This window comes from Streptomyces sp. NPDC005141 (genome assembly GCF_053599975.1).
This window is the reverse complement of record NZ_JBSFYW010000030.1, coordinates 63,536-79,425: the sequence shown is the minus strand read 5'-3', so window position 1 is coordinate 79,425 and position 15,890 is coordinate 63,536. Positions and strand designations below refer to the sequence as shown.

At 72.8% G+C, this 15,890-nt stretch carries 13 protein-coding genes; 7 read left to right on the top strand and 6 right to left on the bottom strand.

The annotated features are described in order from the left end of the window. Positions 1 to 280: 280 nt before the first annotated feature. The 4 genes from ACWD68_RS23385 to ACWD68_RS23370 all read left to right on the top strand — a co-directional run bounded on the left by ACWD68_RS23385 (position 281) and on the right by ACWD68_RS23370 (position 6,306). The gene (locus tag ACWD68_RS23385) at positions 281 to 2,308 is read left to right on the top strand and encodes a hypothetical protein (RefSeq protein ID WP_451808379.1); all 2,028 of its coding nucleotides are present in this window, start codon (positions 281 to 283) and stop codon (positions 2,306 to 2,308) included. Positions 2,309 to 2,427: 119 nt separating this feature from the next. Continuing rightward, positions 2,428 to 3,951 carry a GT4 family glycosyltransferase PelF gene (gene pelF / locus ACWD68_RS23380; RefSeq protein ID WP_451808378.1) on the top strand — a complete coding sequence of 508 codons (1,524 nt, stop codon included), beginning with the start codon at positions 2,428 to 2,430 and terminating at the stop codon, positions 3,949 to 3,951. Continuing rightward, a complete protein-coding gene (locus ACWD68_RS23375; protein WP_451808377.1) occupies positions 3,948 to 5,576 on the top strand; it encodes a hypothetical protein in 1,629 nt (542 codons plus the stop codon). Before pelF ends, ACWD68_RS23375 begins: the two co-directional genes overlap by 4 nt. A gap of 37 nt (positions 5,577 to 5,613) precedes the next feature. Beyond that, positions 5,614 to 6,306: a spherulation-specific family 4 protein gene (locus tag ACWD68_RS23370; RefSeq protein ID WP_451808376.1), complete on the top strand. Its 693-nt coding sequence runs from the start codon at positions 5,614 to 5,616 to the stop codon at positions 6,304 to 6,306. Positions 6,307 to 6,352: 46 nt separating this feature from the next. Here the strand turns inward: ACWD68_RS23370 and ACWD68_RS23365 are convergent, their stop codons facing one another. Together ACWD68_RS23365 and ACWD68_RS23360 are read right to left on the bottom strand one after the other, a co-directional pair. Next, positions 6,353 to 6,937, bottom strand: a complete 585-nt coding sequence (locus ACWD68_RS23365; RefSeq protein WP_451808375.1) for an RDD family protein — start codon at positions 6,935 to 6,937, stop codon at positions 6,353 to 6,355. A gap of 151 nt (positions 6,938 to 7,088) precedes the next feature. Continuing rightward, positions 7,089 to 7,883, bottom strand: coding sequence for an adenosylcobinamide-GDP ribazoletransferase (locus ACWD68_RS23360; RefSeq protein WP_451808374.1), 795 nt, complete (start codon positions 7,881 to 7,883; stop codon positions 7,089 to 7,091). A 60-nt stretch (positions 7,884 to 7,943) separates the two neighbouring features. On the opposite strand from ACWD68_RS23360, the gene ACWD68_RS23355 reads away from it, so the two are divergent. After that, positions 7,944 to 8,711 carry a hypothetical protein gene (locus ACWD68_RS23355; protein WP_451808373.1) on the top strand — a complete coding sequence of 256 codons (768 nt, stop codon included), beginning with the start codon at positions 7,944 to 7,946 and terminating at the stop codon, positions 8,709 to 8,711. Here the strand turns inward: ACWD68_RS23355 and ACWD68_RS23350 are convergent. The 3 genes from ACWD68_RS23350 to cobT form a co-directional block, all read right to left on the bottom strand. Further along, the gene (locus tag ACWD68_RS23350; RefSeq protein ID WP_451808372.1) at positions 8,648 to 9,349 is read right to left on the bottom strand and encodes a hypothetical protein; all 702 of its coding nucleotides are present in this window, start codon (positions 9,347 to 9,349) and stop codon (positions 8,648 to 8,650) included. The genes ACWD68_RS23355 and ACWD68_RS23350 overlap by 64 nt on opposite strands. Positions 9,350 to 9,392: 43 nt before the next feature. Continuing rightward, positions 9,393 to 11,189 (bottom strand): phosphatidylglycerol lysyltransferase domain-containing protein, encoded by a 1,797-nt coding sequence (locus ACWD68_RS23345; RefSeq protein ID WP_451808371.1) that lies wholly within the window; start codon positions 11,187 to 11,189, stop codon positions 9,393 to 9,395. Between the two features lie 362 nt (positions 11,190 to 11,551). After that, entirely contained in the window at positions 11,552 to 12,853 is a 1,302-nt protein-coding gene (gene cobT, locus ACWD68_RS23340; RefSeq protein WP_451808370.1) for a nicotinate-nucleotide--dimethylbenzimidazole phosphoribosyltransferase, read from the bottom strand. Between the two features lie 122 nt (positions 12,854 to 12,975). Here cobT and ACWD68_RS23335 point away from each other — a divergent pair, with 122 nt between their 5' ends. Further along, a complete protein-coding gene (locus ACWD68_RS23335; RefSeq protein WP_451808369.1) occupies positions 12,976 to 14,043 on the top strand; it encodes a class I SAM-dependent methyltransferase in 1,068 nt (355 codons plus the stop codon). An 80-nt stretch (positions 14,044 to 14,123) separates the two neighbouring features. Here the strand turns inward: ACWD68_RS23335 and ACWD68_RS23330 are convergent, their stop codons facing one another. Continuing rightward, positions 14,124 to 15,323: a bifunctional adenosylcobinamide kinase/adenosylcobinamide-phosphate guanylyltransferase gene (locus ACWD68_RS23330; RefSeq protein WP_451808368.1), complete on the bottom strand. Its 1,200-nt coding sequence runs from the start codon at positions 15,321 to 15,323 to the stop codon at positions 14,124 to 14,126. Between the two features lie 113 nt (positions 15,324 to 15,436). Here ACWD68_RS23330 and ACWD68_RS23325 point away from each other — a divergent pair, with 113 nt between their 5' ends. Further along, entirely contained in the window at positions 15,437 to 15,649 is a 213-nt protein-coding gene (locus tag ACWD68_RS23325; RefSeq protein WP_451808367.1) for a hypothetical protein, read from the top strand. The last annotated feature ends 241 nt before the right edge of the window (positions 15,650 to 15,890 follow it).

Here is a 15,890-nt window from a genome sequence, read left to right as displayed (position 1 = left end):
ACGGCTGACCCTAGATCCGTCCTCGGGGGCGGTCCTTGCCGGGGCCCCTGACGGGGCGGGCGAGTACCCGGGACGAGCCTACGCTCGGGGCCGGGTTTCGCTCATTTCTGCGGACGTTCACCCACAAGTGGCGCCGTGCTGGATTCCCGCCCCTCACTCCCGGTGACCTGAGACACACTCATCGTGTTCCAGTGGGCATGACGCCCACTGCTTTGCACGATTTCCACAGATCCCCCTCGGTTTCCACTCGAAGGGGATCTTCGAGGGGGAGGCGCCGCATATGGCACAAAGTCTGCATCGCTGGAGAGGGACGGCCGCCGTTCTGGGGGCCGCCGGACTCCTGGCGCTGGGAGTGGGGGCACCCGGCGCATCCGCGGCCACAGCGCCGCGCATCGATCTCAAGGTCCTGGTTCTCGACAACGGCGCGGGCCAGGTCGGGGCCATCACCGCGGAGCTCAAGAACTCCGGCATCCCGTACACCACGGTCAATCTGGGTGACGCAGGCCGCCCGACCGTCAACGCGACGTTCCTGAGCGACACCGTGAACGGCGTCCCACGCGCCAAGTACCAGGGTGTCGTCCTGCCGAACGAGGCGCCGTTCGGCCCGGGTTCGGCCGAGCAGACCGCGTTGGAGACGTACGAGAAGACGTTCGGCATCCCGCAGGTCGACGCCTACACCTGGGCACACCCCGAGGTCGGGCTCGACTACACCGACCAGAACGGCGGCTGGTCCGGCGTGCTGGACGGCGCACAGACCCAGGTCACCGCGGCGGGCACGACCGGCCCGTTCCGCTACCTCAAGGGACCGCTGACCTTCGAGGACAACGACCCGGCGGTGCAGGAGAGCTACGGCTACGCGGCTCACCCCAGGGACGGGTTCACCAGCTACCTGAACGCGCCCTCCGGCGGTTCGATGCTCGGGCAGTACGAGCACGACGGGCGCCGCGAACTCGTGGTGACCTTCGCGTACAACCAGTACCAGAAGCAGTTCAAGGTTCTCGCGCGCGGCATCGTCGAATGGCTCACGCAGGGCGTGCACCTCGGACAGAGCAGGAACTACTTCTCCGTCCACGTCGACGACGTCTTCGCGCCCGACGCCCGCTGGGACTCCCAGCGCAACTGCACGCCCGGCGACATCGACTGCGCGGGCGGTGACGGGGAGGACACGACCACGCCGATCCGGATGACCGCGGACGACGCCGTCTACGCCGCCCAGTGGCAGGCCGACCACGAGTTCACGCTCGACATGGTCTTCAACGCGGGCGCGGGTGAGGAGTGGAAGGCCGAGAACGGCGGCACCGACGCCCTCACCACCCGGCTGCTCGCCGACAAGGCCAAGTTCCGCTGGATGAACCACACCTACATGCACCCGTTCCTCGGCTGTGTCCAGGACACCACGACCGTGCCCTGGACCTGCTCGAAGAACGCCGACGGCTCGACGAAGTACATGAGCCGGGCCGACATCTCCGCGGAGATCTCGAAGAACAACAACTGGGCGGCCTCCCACGGCCTCTCCACCGACCGCACCGAGCTGGTGACCGGCGAGCACTCGGGTCTCAAGACGCTGCCCCAGCAGCCCAACGACAACCCGAACCTCGCGGGTGCCCTGTCCGCGAACGGCGTCAAGTGGACCGGGTCCGACAACTCCCGTGAGCCCGAGCAGCGTGCGGTCGGCAGCGCGCTGACCGTCCCCCGCTACCCGATGAACATCTACTACAACGCAGGCAAGGCCGAGGAGATGGCCGACGAGTACAACTGGATCTACACCTCGCAGGCCGACGGGGGCAGCGGCGTCTGCGAGAACAACGCCACCTCCACCTGCCTGCCGGCGCCCTTGAACACGGCCACCGGCTACACCGACTACATCGTCCCGATGGAGGCGCGCACCGCGCTCGGGCACGCCATCGGCAACGACCCGCGCCCGCACTACGTCCACCAGTCCAACCTGGCCGAGGACCGCATCCTGTACCCGGTCCTGAACAAGGTGCTCGCCGACTACAAGGCCATCTACGCCGACAACGCCCCGTTGCAGAACCCCCGGCAGAGCGCCATCGGCACCGAGATGCAGCGCCGCACCGCCTGGAAGACGGCCGTGGCGAACGGCAAGGTCACGGCCTACCGCGTCGGCACCACCGTCACCGTCACCGCCCCGTCCGGGACCGAGATCCCGGTGACCGTGCCCGAGGGGACGAAGAAGCAACTCCTGGTCGGCACGGCCGCGTTCGGAACGCCGTACGCGGGACAGCGCAACGACTGGACCAAGCCGGAGCTCCTTCAGTCCGCGCTCAAGCTGAACCTGCCCGCGTAAGCACGGCAGCTCCGCGGCTCGACGCGCACCCCGGTCCGACCGGCCGGGGTGCGCGTCGAGCCGTGCACCGGGGGCCGGGGGGGCTCTCCGGAGGAAACAGTCCCAGGGGGGAACCACACATGATGCGCACCGGCCGTCATGTCACCATGCTCACCGAAGGCACCTATCCGCATGTCCACGGCGGGGTCAGCACCTGGTGCGACCAGTTGGTCAAGGGCATGCCGGAGGTCGACTTCCACATCGTCTCGCTCACCGGCAGCGGCCGCGAACCCGTGACCTGGGAGCTGCCGCCCAACATCTACCGGCACACCTCCGTACCGACCTGGGGGCCACGGCCCGGCCGTGCCCGGGCACCGCTGGGCCGCGCCCTGCGCCGCTTCACCGAGAGCTACGAGCGCTTCCTGTTCGCCTTCCTCGACCCGGACACGCCCGAGGACTTCGGCGACGCCCTGTACGAACTGGCCGAACTCGCCCGCGCCGGACATCTGTCGGCCGCCCTGCGCAGCGAGGCGGCGCTGCGCTCGCTGATGTGGATCTGGACGATGCCGCATCTGCCGACGGCCGCGGCCCGGCCCACCGTGCACGACGCGCTCACCGCCACGGACCTGCTCGAGCACGCGCTGCGCCCGCTCGGCGTCCGTATCCCCGAGGACTCCGTCGCCCACGCGGTCAGCAGCGGACTCGCCACGCTGCCCGCCCTCGTTGCGCATCACCTGGACGGGGTCCCGTTCCTGCTCACCGAGCACGGCATCTATCTGCGCGAGCGCTACCTCGGCTACCGCGGACTCCAGCAGCGCTGGCCCGTCAAGGCGTTCATGCTCGGCTTCTACCGCGAGCTGAACTCCCTCGGCTACCGCGCCGCCGACCTCATCACCCCCTGCAACCAGTACAACCGCCGCTGGGAGGAGCGCGGCGGCGCCGACGGCGACCGGATCCGCACGGTCTACAACGGGGTCGACCCGCACGCCTTCCCGCACGCAGGCCCCGAACCCGCCGTGCCCACCCTCACCTGGTGCGGCCGTGTCGACCCCATCAAGGACCTGGAGACGCTTCTGCGCGCCTACGCCATGGTGCGCGCCGAACTGCCCGACACCCGGCTGCGGTTGTTCGGTCCGGTACCGCCCGGCGGAGAGGCGTACAGGACCCGCCTGGAGAAACTCGCCGCCGAACTGGGCATCACCGACGGACTGACCTTCGAGGGCCGCATCACCGAGGTGTGGCGCGCCTACGCGGCCGGTCACATCGTCATGCTGTCCTCGATCTCCGAGGGCTTCCCGTTCTCGATCATCGAGGCGATGTCCTGCGGCCGTACGACGGTCTCCACGGACGTGGGCGGGGTCCGCGAGGCGGTCGGCGACACCGGCATCGTCGTCCCGCCGCGCGAGCCGGAGAAGATGGCCGCCGCCGCCCTCACCCTGTTGCGCGACGACGAACGACGCCTGGACCTAGGCGAGTTGTCCCGCCAGCGGGTCATCGACCGGTTCACACTGCGCCGTTCCGTCGACGCCTTCAGGACGGTCTACCAGGAACTGGCGGGCCGGCCCGAGGTGTACGAGCCCGCCGTGGAGACCGTCGACGACTGGACCGTCGAACTGCGCGACCCCTGGTACCAGGCCGTCGCCACGGACGGGACCGGCTGGTGAGCGGCTCCCTGCACACGCCGCCCGGGGCCCGCCGGGACACCCGTGCCCGGGTGCCGAGCCAGCGCCGCCCGACGAGCTGGGCGCAGCCCGACCCGATCGACGAACTCGCCGCGAATCTCGGAGAGTTCGTTTCCGCCGCCGTCCACCCCGACGAGGTGGCCGCGCTGCTCGAATCCGACGGTCTGTCGGACGACCAGATACGCGAACGGTACGGCGTCAAGAACTCCTTCGCCCTCGCGGAGGAGTTGTTCGAGCGCGTCGGCCGGGCCTACCCCGAACCGGAGGGCCCGGCCCACGACCCGTGGCGGATCGGTCTCCTCGGCTGTCTCCTGCGGGGCATCGTCTTCGCCCTCCCCGGCCTCGGCTATGTCCTCGCGGCACCGCTTCTCGCGGGGCCCAAGGGCGCGTTCGGGCTTCCGGCCGGCACCGTTCCGATGCTCGCCGGGGCGCTGTGCGGCTGGACCTGGAACCAGGGGCTCGCCCACCGCGCGTACACCTGGATGGGGCTCGGTGACCGCACGGCCGCCCGCCGCGCGCTGCTCGTCGGCACCCCGGTCGGCGTCCTGCTCGGCTCCCTGGTGGCCTTCGCGGCGGCCGGTACGGCCGGCGGGGGCGCCGTCGCCTTCGCCGCCGGGCAGTCCGGCTATCTGGGCGCGGCCACCGTCCTGCTGGTGATGGGCCGGGAACGCACGCTGCTCGCCGCCCTGACGCCCATGACGGCGGGCGGGATCGTCACCGTGTTCCACCCGGTCCCCGACCTGGCGCGGGTGGCCCTGCTGCTGGGCTCGCTGGCGGCGGTCGCCCTGCTCGGACTGCTCGAAGTGGCGCCCGTTGTAACGGAGTTGGGGGAGGGGAGCTGGGGTGCCGGCCTTCTCGCGCTGCTGCCGTACGGGAACCTGCCGGGCGGCGCGGAGCCGTCCGGGCGGGCCGGTGAACCGCGGGCGGCCTCCACGGGCCGGCCGTCCGTCAGGGTTCCCGAGGCCGCCCCGGCCCGCCTCGACGACGTCACCGCGCGGCTGCGTGCCCGCAGGTCCGCCCCGCGCCGGTACGCCGGCACCCTTCCGTACGCCCTCTTCGGGCTCGGCAGCGGTGTCCTCGTGCTGTACGCGGCGCTCGGGGACGTCCTGACGGGAGCCCGCACGGGGGTCGCCGCACCGGCCGCGGTCGCGCTGACGCTCAGCATGGGGCCCGCGGAGTGGCTGCTGTTCCGGTTCCGCAGCGGGAGCCTGGCCGGGCAGCGTTCCAGCACGTCCGCGAGGCGCTTCCGGCATGCCACCGCCGGGGCGCTCGTCCGGTGTCTCACCGGATACCTCGCCGCGCTGCTCGTGCTCGGCCTCGGCGCCTCCGCGCTGTGGCCGCACGCGCCCGCGACCGCGGACGGGGTCCGGCTCGCCGGACTGCTCCTGCTGGGCGTGGTCATGTGGACCGGGCTGCTGCTCCAGTCCTTCGGTGCCGTCACGGCCACGGCCGCGGTCGTCTGCGCCGCCGCGTTCGCCCAGACCGCGGCGCTCGCGACGCACACGGGCGGCGCGCACTGGGTGGGCCTGATCGTGTACGGCACGGCGGCCGGCGCCCAGACCGCGCTCGTCTGCGCCCTGCTGGGAAAGGCGACGGCCCACCGATGAACCCGCCGGCCACCGGTACGCGAAGGAGAGTCCGCCCATGAGTCCGTCCATGAGCGGACCCGGCGACGCTCCGGGCTCGCCGACGTCGAAGACCCTGCTCGTCCCGTACTACGAACACCCCTCCGTCCGCCCGGCCGAATGGGACGCGCTCATCGCCGCCGCGCCCCGGCTGCACGGCGTCGTGCTGAACCCCGCCAGCGGACCCGGCGACCGCCCCGACCCGGCATTCCTCGCGGTCGCCGGGCGGCTGCGCGCGGCGGACGTCCGGGTACTCGGCTACGTCGACACGGACTACGGGCGCAGACCGCTCGCGGACGTCGTACGCGATCTGACCCTGCATCGCGACTGGTACGGCACCGACGGCACGTTCCTCGACCAGGTCGCCGCCGTGGAGAGCGGGTTCGGGTACTACCGGCGGCTGGCGGCGGCGGCCCGGGGACTCGGCGGCGGCCTCGTCCTCAACCACGGCACGGCACCGCACCCCTCGTACGCCCGGATCGCCGACGTGCTCGTCACCTTCGAGGGCACCTGGACCAGCTACCGGAGGAGACCCCCGCCGCCGTGGACCGGTGCCGGGGCGAGCCTCTGCCATCTCGTCCACGGGGTACCGGCCGACGTCGACGCGGCGGCGTTGGCACGGGAGCGCGGGGCCGCCCTGTACTGCGCGGTCCCGGGCGTGGGGGACCACCCCTGGGGCACGTTGCCGCACACCCTGGTGCCCACCCGGTGAAACGCCCTCCGGCCCGAGTTCCGCCGTCTGAAGCCGGGTCCGACGCTCAGAAAGTGGGGACCGGGGGCGGGGTGCCCGGCATGCCGGGCCCGAGGCCCGTCACCGCGGTTCCGGACATCCGGTCCGCCAGCGAGCGGCGGCTCGGGGCGAGCACGGGCAGCGCGTTCAGGAAGAAGATCACGACGGCGACGGTCCACACCAGCACCGAGAGCGCGAACTCGCCCTCCACCAACAGGATGCAGGCCAGCGCGTAGAGGGCGACGTCGGCCGTCGTGGTCACCGCGGCCCGCAGCGCCGCACGGCGCGGAGCGGACGGCGTGACCTTCAGGCCGAACAGGGCCTTGCCGACGGTCCGCCCGGTGAGGGCGAGGGCCGACCACTGGTAGAGGAAGGTCGCGACCACCAGCAGCCCGAAGGCCTGCTCCACGTCCCGGACCGCCTTGCGCCAGAGCGAGAGCCCGAAACCCTCGGAGGCGCCGACGAGGTCGCCGCGCGAGGTGAGGATGTCCCAGCCACCGCGCGTCGCGAGATCCGGCACGTCCGTCACGAGCGCGGAGACGCGGTGGAAGGTGAGCGCGGCGAGCGCGGACGCCGCCGCGAGCACCAGCGCGAAGTCGATGAACCACGCCATGAAGCGCCGAGATCTCGGCAGTGGCGGCACGTTCGGCACAGACGTCCCCCGATCACGATCCCTTGTCTGTTCGGCCGCTCAGATTAGTGGCGGCACCGGGCCGGCGGCGGCGTTCGCCGGTGATCGTTCCAGGCCGGTGACAGAACGGTGATCAGCCCAGAGAGAGAACCACGAGCGCGGTCGTCGCCGCCGTCTCCGCGAGGCCCCCGAACACGTCGCCGGTGATCCCGCCGAAGCGGCGGGTGCAGTGCCGCAGCAGCAGTTCGGCCGCCACGCAGGAGGCGCCCGCCGCCACCGCGGCGCGCACCAGGTCGTACGACCCGACGAGCGCCCCGCCACCCGCCGCCGCGCCGGTCACGGCCACCGCCACCAGCAGGGCGGCGCGGGGCGGCACGGTACCCGCGACGGCCGCGCCCAAGCCCTCGGGCCGGGCCGCGGGCACACCGGTGCGGGCGGCGAGCGTGAGGGCGAGGCGGGCCACGGTGGCCGAGACGACGGCCGCGAGGGCGCCCCGGGCCCATGAGGAGTCGTACGCCTGGGCGAGTGCGGCCACCTGGGCGAGCAGGACGAACAGGAGGGTGATCACGCCGAACGGGCCGATGTCCGACTGCTTCATGATCCGCAGAGCGTCCTCGGCGGGCTTGCCGCTGCCCAGCCCGTCCGCGGTGTCGGCGAGGCCGTCGAGGTGCAGGCCCCGGGTGAGCGCGGCCGGTACGGCGGCGGTGGCCACGGCCGCGAGCAGCGGGCCGGCGCCCATGGCCAGCAGCGCCAAGCCCACCAGGGCCGCTCCCGCCCCGACCACGAGCCCGGCCAGGGGAGCGCACAGCATGCCGCCGCGCGCCGCGTCGCGGTCCCAGCGGGTGACCCGCACGGGGAACACGGTGAGGGTGCCGAAGGCAAAGCGGAGGCTGTCGGGGAGAGCGGCCCCGGAGGCGGTCTTGGACATCGGCGCAGGCTACCCGGACGCCCGGAGGGCGGATGCAGCGGCGGTGGATAAAGTTCGCATATGGGTCATTGGTTGCAGCGGAACATCGTCGAGCCCGGGAAACTCCCCCTGTTGCTGGCGCTGGCCTCGTTCGTCCTGACCTTCGTGGTCACCCGTGTCATCGTGCGGCTCATCCGCGCCGGCAAAGGGCCCTTCGGCAATGTCAAGGCCGGTGCTCTGCACATCCACCACGTGGTGCCCGGCGTCGTGCTCACGGTGATCGGCGGTTTCGGCGCGGTCGCCAGCAGCCGGTACGGGTTCTGGCCGTGCGCGTGCGCGGTGGTGTTCGGCATCGGAGCGGGCCTCGTGCTCGACGAGTTCGCGCTGATCCTGCACCTCGACGACGTCTACTGGACCGAGGCCGGGCGCAAGAGCGTCGAGGTCGTGGTGGTCACGGCGGCCCTGGTCGGGCTGATGCTCAGCGGCTTCTCACCGTTCGGCGTCAACGACACCACCGACCAGGAGCTGCAGGACCGGGCGAGCGTGATCGTGACCATCGCCCTGAACTTCCTCTTCGCGCTGATCTCGCTGAGCAAGGGGAAGGCGCGCACGGCCATCTTCGGGGTGGTCGTTCCCTTCGTCGCCCTGATCGGTTCGATCCGGCTGGCCAAGCCCGGTTCGCCGTGGGCCAAGCGCTTCTACCGGCGCAGGCCGCGCGCCCGCGCCCGGTCCCGACTGCGCTCCTACCGGCACGACCGCCGCTGGGCCGGTCCCAGCCGCAAGGTTCAGGACTGGATCGGGGGCAAACCCGATCCCGAGCCCGCCCGGTCCCTGCCCGGAGGGTCGTGACGCGCCGCGGACAAGCAGCACAGCACCAGGACGGCCGCGATCGCCGCCAGGTGCTCCTTGCCCGCCAGGTTGTCCTTGAGGAGCACCTCGACCACCATGGCCCCGATCACCACCCCCGCCGTCACATACGCCCGGTAGCGCCAGCCGAGGAACACGGCGAGGCCCACCACGGCCGCCGACGGGCCGGTGTCGACGACCTGCGCGTCGGCCGCGGGCAGCCCCAGCGGATGGTGCGGGCCGAGCGCGATGCCGACGCGGGCGTAGAGCGTCCCGGCCAGCGTGGCGACGTACGCGATGACGAGCGTGCGCCACCAGCCCAGACAGATCTCGGCGATCCCGAAGACGACGAGGATCTGCGCGAGCGCGCCCCACACGGGCAGATCCAGAGCCGGTAGGAACAGGGAGAGCGGAGTGCGGAGCAGGGCGAGCCACAGCGGGTCCTCGGCCCGGACGGAGCCGAGGTTCTGCACCAGCTGATAGCCCCAGGACTGGTTCTGGACGAACTGGAGAACCGCCGTCAGGCCCACCGCGCCGAGGGTCATCGGAACCGCCCGCCACCGCCTCGCCGCCAGGGCCCGGCGCACAGTGACGTACAGCGGACCCCACTCGGCGCGCGCCCGGCCGGCGAGCGTGCTCATCCGGCCGCCCCCGCAGCCCGTCGCACGCCGGTCCCCGGCGGTCTCATCTGTGCGAGTCCAGGTGCTTGCGGTGCAGCCACTTCGGCAGGCCCGGCGCCTCGAGGAACCCCTCGGCGCGCGCGGACGCGACACCGATGCGCAGCAGGTCGGCGCTCTTCTCGAAGAGCAGGAACCGCGGCTCCCAGATGGGCCGGTACTTGGCGTTGGCCCGGTACAGCGACTCGATCTGCCACCAGCGCGAGAAGAAGCTGAGCAGCGAGCGCCACAGCCGCAGCACGGGTCCCGCGCCGAGCCGCGCACCACGTTCGAAGACCGAGCGGAACATCGCGAAGTTGAGCGAGACCTGGGTGATCCCGATCTCCTGGGCGCGCCGCAGGAGTTCGATCACCATGAACTCCATCAGACCGTTCTCCGCGTCGCGGTCGCGCCGCATCAGGTCCAGCGAGAGTCCGTGCGGCCCCCATGGCACGAAGGACAGCACCGCCCTCAACTCGCCCTCGGCATCCGTGCATTCGAGCATCACGCACCGCCCGTCCTCGGGATCGCCGAGCCGGCCGAGCGCCATGCTGAAGCCGCGCTCGGTCGCGCCGTCGCGCCAGTCGTCCGCGCGCCGGAGCAGATACGCCAGCTCGGCGGCCGGGATGTCCTCGTGCCGTCGGATGCGCACCCGGTACCCGGCCCGCTTGACCCGGTTGTAGGCCTGCCGGACGGTGCGCATGGCCCGTCCTTCGAGGGTGAACTCGGCCGTCTCCACGAGGGCTTCGTCGCCCAGCTCGAGGGCGTCGAGACCGTGCCGGGAGTAGATGGTGCCCGCCTCCTCGCTCGCGCCCATCACCGCCGGGATCCAGCCGTGCTCCCGGGCCTCGGCGAGCCAGGGCTCGATGGCGCCGGGCCATGCCTCCGGGTCGCCGATGGGGTCGCCGCTCGCGAGGGACACCCCGCCCACCACGCGGTACGCCACCGCCGCCTTGCCGGTGGGCGACCAGACCACGCTCTTCTCCCGGCGCAGCGCGAAATAGCCCAGCGAGTCCCGGTCGCCGTTGCGTTCGAGCAGTGCGCGCAGCCGCTTCTCGTCGTCCTCGGTGAGCGGGTCGACGGCGCGCCGGGAGCGGAAGGCCGCGTAGAGGACGGCGAGCACCAGCAGGGTGCTGAGCACGTTGATGCCGACGACGACCCAGTTGGGTGTCGTGATCCCGGGGTAGTGGGAGTCGTCGGCGGCGACCGAGACGAGCCGCAGGGTGCCGTAGCGCCAGCGGTCCAGGAAGGTCGAACGGTGGGCGTCGTGCGCTGCGTTGGTGACCGTGACCACCAGTGCGGCGAGCAGGGAGGTGACCAGCAGCCCGCCGACCGCGACGGCCGCGGCGAGCTTCGGGTTCGACCGGTCGCCCTTGGCGTAGAACTCCCGGCGGCCGACGGCGAGGGAAGCCACGAAGGCCGCGGTCAGCACGAGCGACACCCAGTTCTGGGCGTACTGGCGGATCTCCGGGAACGCCATCGCGACGGCGAACAGCAGCAGGAACATGCCGCTCAGCACGGAGTTGAGGATCCACGCGGCCCGCTTGCGCCGCCGCATGGTGATGGCCAGGAACATCGTGAACACACCGGAGGCGAACCCGGCGGTCAGCAGGTACGGGGTGAAGTAGTTCTCGGTGTTGTGCCGCCGTACGTCCTGTCCGAGCGACACCCACACGGCGCTCAGAAAGTTGATGAACGTGACCGCGCGCAGATACCAGACGGCGAAGGCGGCGGACCGCCGCGAGACAGCCGTGGACCGCCGGTCCCCGTCGTTCCGGCGGACCGACGCCCGTTCCTGGTCAACGGCAATTCGGGCATCTCCCATAAAGCGCGATGATATGGGGCATTACGCCCCGCGCGGGGGAGGGCCGGTACGGGTGGTGCCCCGCCGGGCCGCGGGTTCCGCTCACACCGGCCAGCCCGGTCTCCGCTCGACCGGGGCACCGGATCTCGCGACCCGGGACCGGGGCCGGTCGGCCACCCGTCCCTGGCACGGTGCCGGAGAGCGGGCATCGGCCCCGGGTGTGCCTTCGGGGTGGGGGCTCCGGTCGGTGAGCGTCCCGGCCGGAGCCGGCGAGTTGGCGCCGCGCCCGGGTGCGCCGGGGGCCGAGGCGGCCGGAGCCGGTCGGCCGCTCGTCCGGCCGGGGAGCCGGTGCCGGGCTCGGGCGCGGCCTCGGAGCCGGTCGGCTACTCGCCCGGGCCGGGGGCCGGGGAGCCGGTGCCGGGCTCGGGCGCGGTCTGAGTACCGGGGCCGGACTCGGCGTCGGCTTCGGGCAGGGGGCTGGACTCGGCGTCAGTCCCGGGCCGGGAGCCGGGCGCGGTGTCAGTCCCGGAGTCGGTGTCAGGCTCGGTGTCAGTTCCGGCGTCGGCGTCCGTGCCGGAGTTGGAGTCGGGCTCGGGGTCCGGCTTGGGGTCCGCTTCCGGGGCCGTCTCCGCCTCCGGTGAGGGGGCCTCCGGAAGGTCCGCCGCAAGGCTCGCCGCGGCCTGGACCAGCGGCAGAGCGAGCAGGGCGCCCGCCCCCTCACCCACCGTCACTCCGTGGTCGAGCAGCGGTTCGAGGGCCATCCGGTCCAGCGCCTTGGCCTGCGCCGGCTCTCCGCTGCTCTGCCCGGCCAGCCACCAGTCCGGCGCGCGGAAGGCGACCCGCTGTCCGACCAGCGCGCACGCGGCCGACACGACTCCGTCGAGAATCACCGGCATCTTGCGCACCGCGCTCTGCAGCAGGAACCCGGTCATCGCCGCCAGGTCGGCCCCGCCCACCGTCGCGAGCAGCTGCAGCTGATCCCCGAGCACGGGCCGCGCCCGCCGCAGGGAGTCACGCACCGCGGCGCACTTGCGCATCCACGCGAGGTCGTCGATGGCCTGCCCGCCCCGCCCGGTGACGACGGACGCGTCGGTCCCGCACAGCGCCGCGACCAGTACGGCCGCCGCCGTGGTCCCGCCCACGCTGATGTCGCCGAGCACCACCAGATCCGTACCGGAGTCCGCCTCCTCGTCCGCGATGGCGACCCCGGCGCGGAACGCGGCCTCCGCCTCCTCCAGCGTCATCGCGTCCTCGACGTCGATCCGGCCCGAACCGCGCCGGATCCGATGCCGTACGACCTCGTCGGGCAGCCCCTCGGGATCGGCCTCCAGCGCCATGTCGATCACGCGCACCGGCACGCCCAGCCGGCGGGCCAGCACCGACGCGGGGCTCGCGCCCTCCAGGACCGCCCGCACCAGCCGGCCGGCGCTGCCCGCGGGGCGCGCCGACACACCGAGGGCGGCGATCCCGTGGTCGCCCGCGAACAGCACCACACGCGGATGCTCGATCGGCCGCACCGGCACCGCGGACTGCGCCGCCGCCAGCCATTCACCCAGGTCGTCAAGGCGGCCCAGTGCCCCGGGCGGCACGATCCGGCGCTCCCGGTGCGCCTCGGCGTCACGGCGTACGCCTCCGTCGGGACGCTCGATCAGATCGGTGAAGTCGTCGAGATTAAGCGAGCTCATTCGCCGAACAGTACCGGCACCGATCGAACACGTCCGCGCCACGTCGATGCGCTCCGTATCACCTTCGGATACGTACCGTTTGTGTCGGATTGTCGTACGGCTCGTCCCCGACAGGAGCGCCCATGCCCCCCACCACGCGGCCGATCGCCGAACGCCGTGCCGCCTACGCGGCCGAACTCGCCCAGGGCACCGCCCGGTTCCACGAACCGCGCCGCACCGACTGCCCCTGGTGCGGCTCGAAGCGGCTGCGCACCCGCCTGCGGACGCCCGACCTGCGGCAGCGCAAGCCGGGGACGTTCGTCGTCGACGAGTGCGCAGACTGCTCCCACGCCTTCCAGAACCCCCGGCTCACCGCGGAGGGGCTGGCCTTCTACCACCGGGACGTCCGCGAGGACGGTCGCGAGAGCCTCGCCGAACGGCTGCTCGGCACCGGCGGCGGAACCGGACGCCACCTCGCGGCGGCCCGCGCCATGCTGGCCTTCCCGGAGCCGGAGAGCTGGCTCGACATCGGCACCGGACACGGGCACTTCCCGGCGGTCGCCAAGGAGGTCCACCCGTACACGTCCTTCGACGGGCTCGACCCGACGCGGCGCGTCGAGAAGGCACGGGCGGCGGGACGGGTGGAGGAGGCGCACATCGGGCGGCTCACCGACCCGCGGATCGCCGAGCGGCTGCGCGCCCGCTACGACGTCGTGAGCATGTTCCACCACCTGGAGCACACGCCCGACCCGCGCGAGGAACTGCGCGCCGCACTGGCGGTGCTGCGTCCCGGCGGGCACCTCCTCGTCGAAGTCCCCGACCCCGAGTGCGCGTTCGGCATGCTGCTCGGCAAGTGGTGGGTGGCGTACGGCCAGCCGCGCCACCTGCACCTCCTGCCGCTGCCCAATCTGCTCGGCGAACTCGAGTCCCTCGGCTGCGAGGTCGTCGCGACGGACCGCCGGGAGCCGCACATCCCCCGCGACCTCTCCGGCGCCCTCGCCCTGGCCCTCGGCCGCGCCCTCCCCGGCCTCGACGCCCCCTGGCGCCCGGCACCCCCGACCCCGCTCCAGCGCGCCGTGCGTCAGGCACTGACCCGGGCGTCCGTTCCGCTGCTCGCCTCGACCGCAGTGCTGGACCGTGCGATGGCCCCCCTGCTCCGCCGCACCCGCTTCTCGAACGCGTACCGCATCGTCGCCCGCAAGCAGATCTGAGAACCCGCCCGGAGCGAACGGGGGCGAGTGTCCGGCGGAAGCGAAGAACACGCCTCCGCCGGCGCGGAGTTCGGCCGCGGTCAGCCCCGCAGCTTCAGTGCCTGGCCCGCCACCACCAGCAGCACGTGCTCGCACTCCCCGGCGAACCCCGCGTTCAGCCGACCGAGTTCGTCGCGGTAGCGGCGTCCGGACGCCGTGGCGGGGACGATGCCGGAGCCGACCTCGTTCGAGACCGCGACAAGCGTGCGGCGGGTGTTCCGGACCGCGGTGACGAGCTCCTCCACACGAGCGCGCAGGGCGCGTTCGCCACCGCCGGACCACTCGGCGTCGTCCCAGGCGTTCACCGAGTCCATGGCGTCCGTCAGCCACAGCGAGAGACAGTCGACGAGCAGCGCCGGGCCGTCCTCCGCGAGGAGGGGGACCAGGTCGCAGGTCTCGACGGTGCGCCAGGAGCCGGGCCGCCGCTCACGGTGGGCGCTGACCCGCGACGCCCACTCGCAGTCCCCGCTGCGTGAACCTCCGGTGGCGACGTACAGGACGTCGGGGAACGCCTCCAGCCGCCGTTCCGCCTCCACCGACTTGCCCGAACGCGCCCCGCCGAGCACCAGCGTCCTGCGCGGCACATCGGGCACGTCCTCGTAGACACCCACGTCGAGCGTCGTCCCGTCGGGTACGGCCCGCGCGCCCGCCGCGGCGAGCCGCCGCCGCAGTTCGGGACCCGGGGGCACGTCGTGGTCGAGGTGCACCGCGATCACGTCCGTGGTCGGACCGACCGCGCCGACCGCGCGCAGCTTCGCCAGGGCGTCCGGCCGCCCCACCACGTCGAGGAGCACCATGTGGTAGGTGTCGCCGTTCTCGTCCATACCGGCCGGCGCCGCCCCCGGTGGCAGGTACAGCAGCCGCTGCCCGTCCGGGCCGGTCACCGCGTACCCCGTGCCGGGCGCGTCCATCGGCACCGCCCGCACCCGGTGTCCCGTCAGCAGCGCCAACTCCCGTCCGTCGGGCACCCGGCCGGGCTGCGGCAGCCCGGCCGGCACCTCCACGGCGGGCCCGTCGTGCGGATGCGAGAGCAGTACCTGGCGTACGCCGCCCAGCGAGTGTCCGGCGCGGGCGGCCGCGAACGCGGCGCCGGGGGTGAGGTCGAGCAGCAGTGTGCCGTCCACGAGCAGCGCGGTGGCCGCCCGCGCCCTCTCGCCGAGCGCGGTCGCGCAGGCAGCGCAGGGACAGTCGGGGCGGGGCAGGCCCGCGGGGGCACCGGTGCCGAGCAGAGTCAGTTCCACGCCGTCGATTTTTGCGTGTCCCCGCAGGTCTTGCGCGTCCGGCTAGGCTTCGGACGGGAGCCGGATCTTGTCCGGCGTCCGCTGTGCAGTGTGCTCACACCTTGGAGGCGTACATGGCGGCATGGACGTGGCGGTTCGAGAAGTCCGACGGGGCAGAGGTCCAACCCGCGGTGCAGCCCGAGGAGTTCACCACCCAGGGCGACGCCGAGTCCTGGATCGGCGAGGTGTGGAAGGACCTTCTGGCGGGCGGCGCGGACCAGGTGTTCCTCTTCGAGGACAGCACACAGATCTACGGTCCGATGAGCCTGCACGCCGAGCCGGAGTAGGCCGGTCGGGGTTGCCGGGGGCGCACCCCGGCAACCCGTCCACCGCCCGCGGCGGCACTCGCGCGGGCGACATGGCGGGTTCTTCGACCGTGTGCGTGACATGGCGGCGTCCTTCGACCGTGTGCGTGCGGCCGGGCCGGCAGCGCGGAGCGCTCGACCCCGCCGGCGGCGGAGCCGCCCATGATGTCGCCCGGGACGATGCTTCGCCCTCCGGGCCGCCAGGAAGATACGCCCGGCGCCG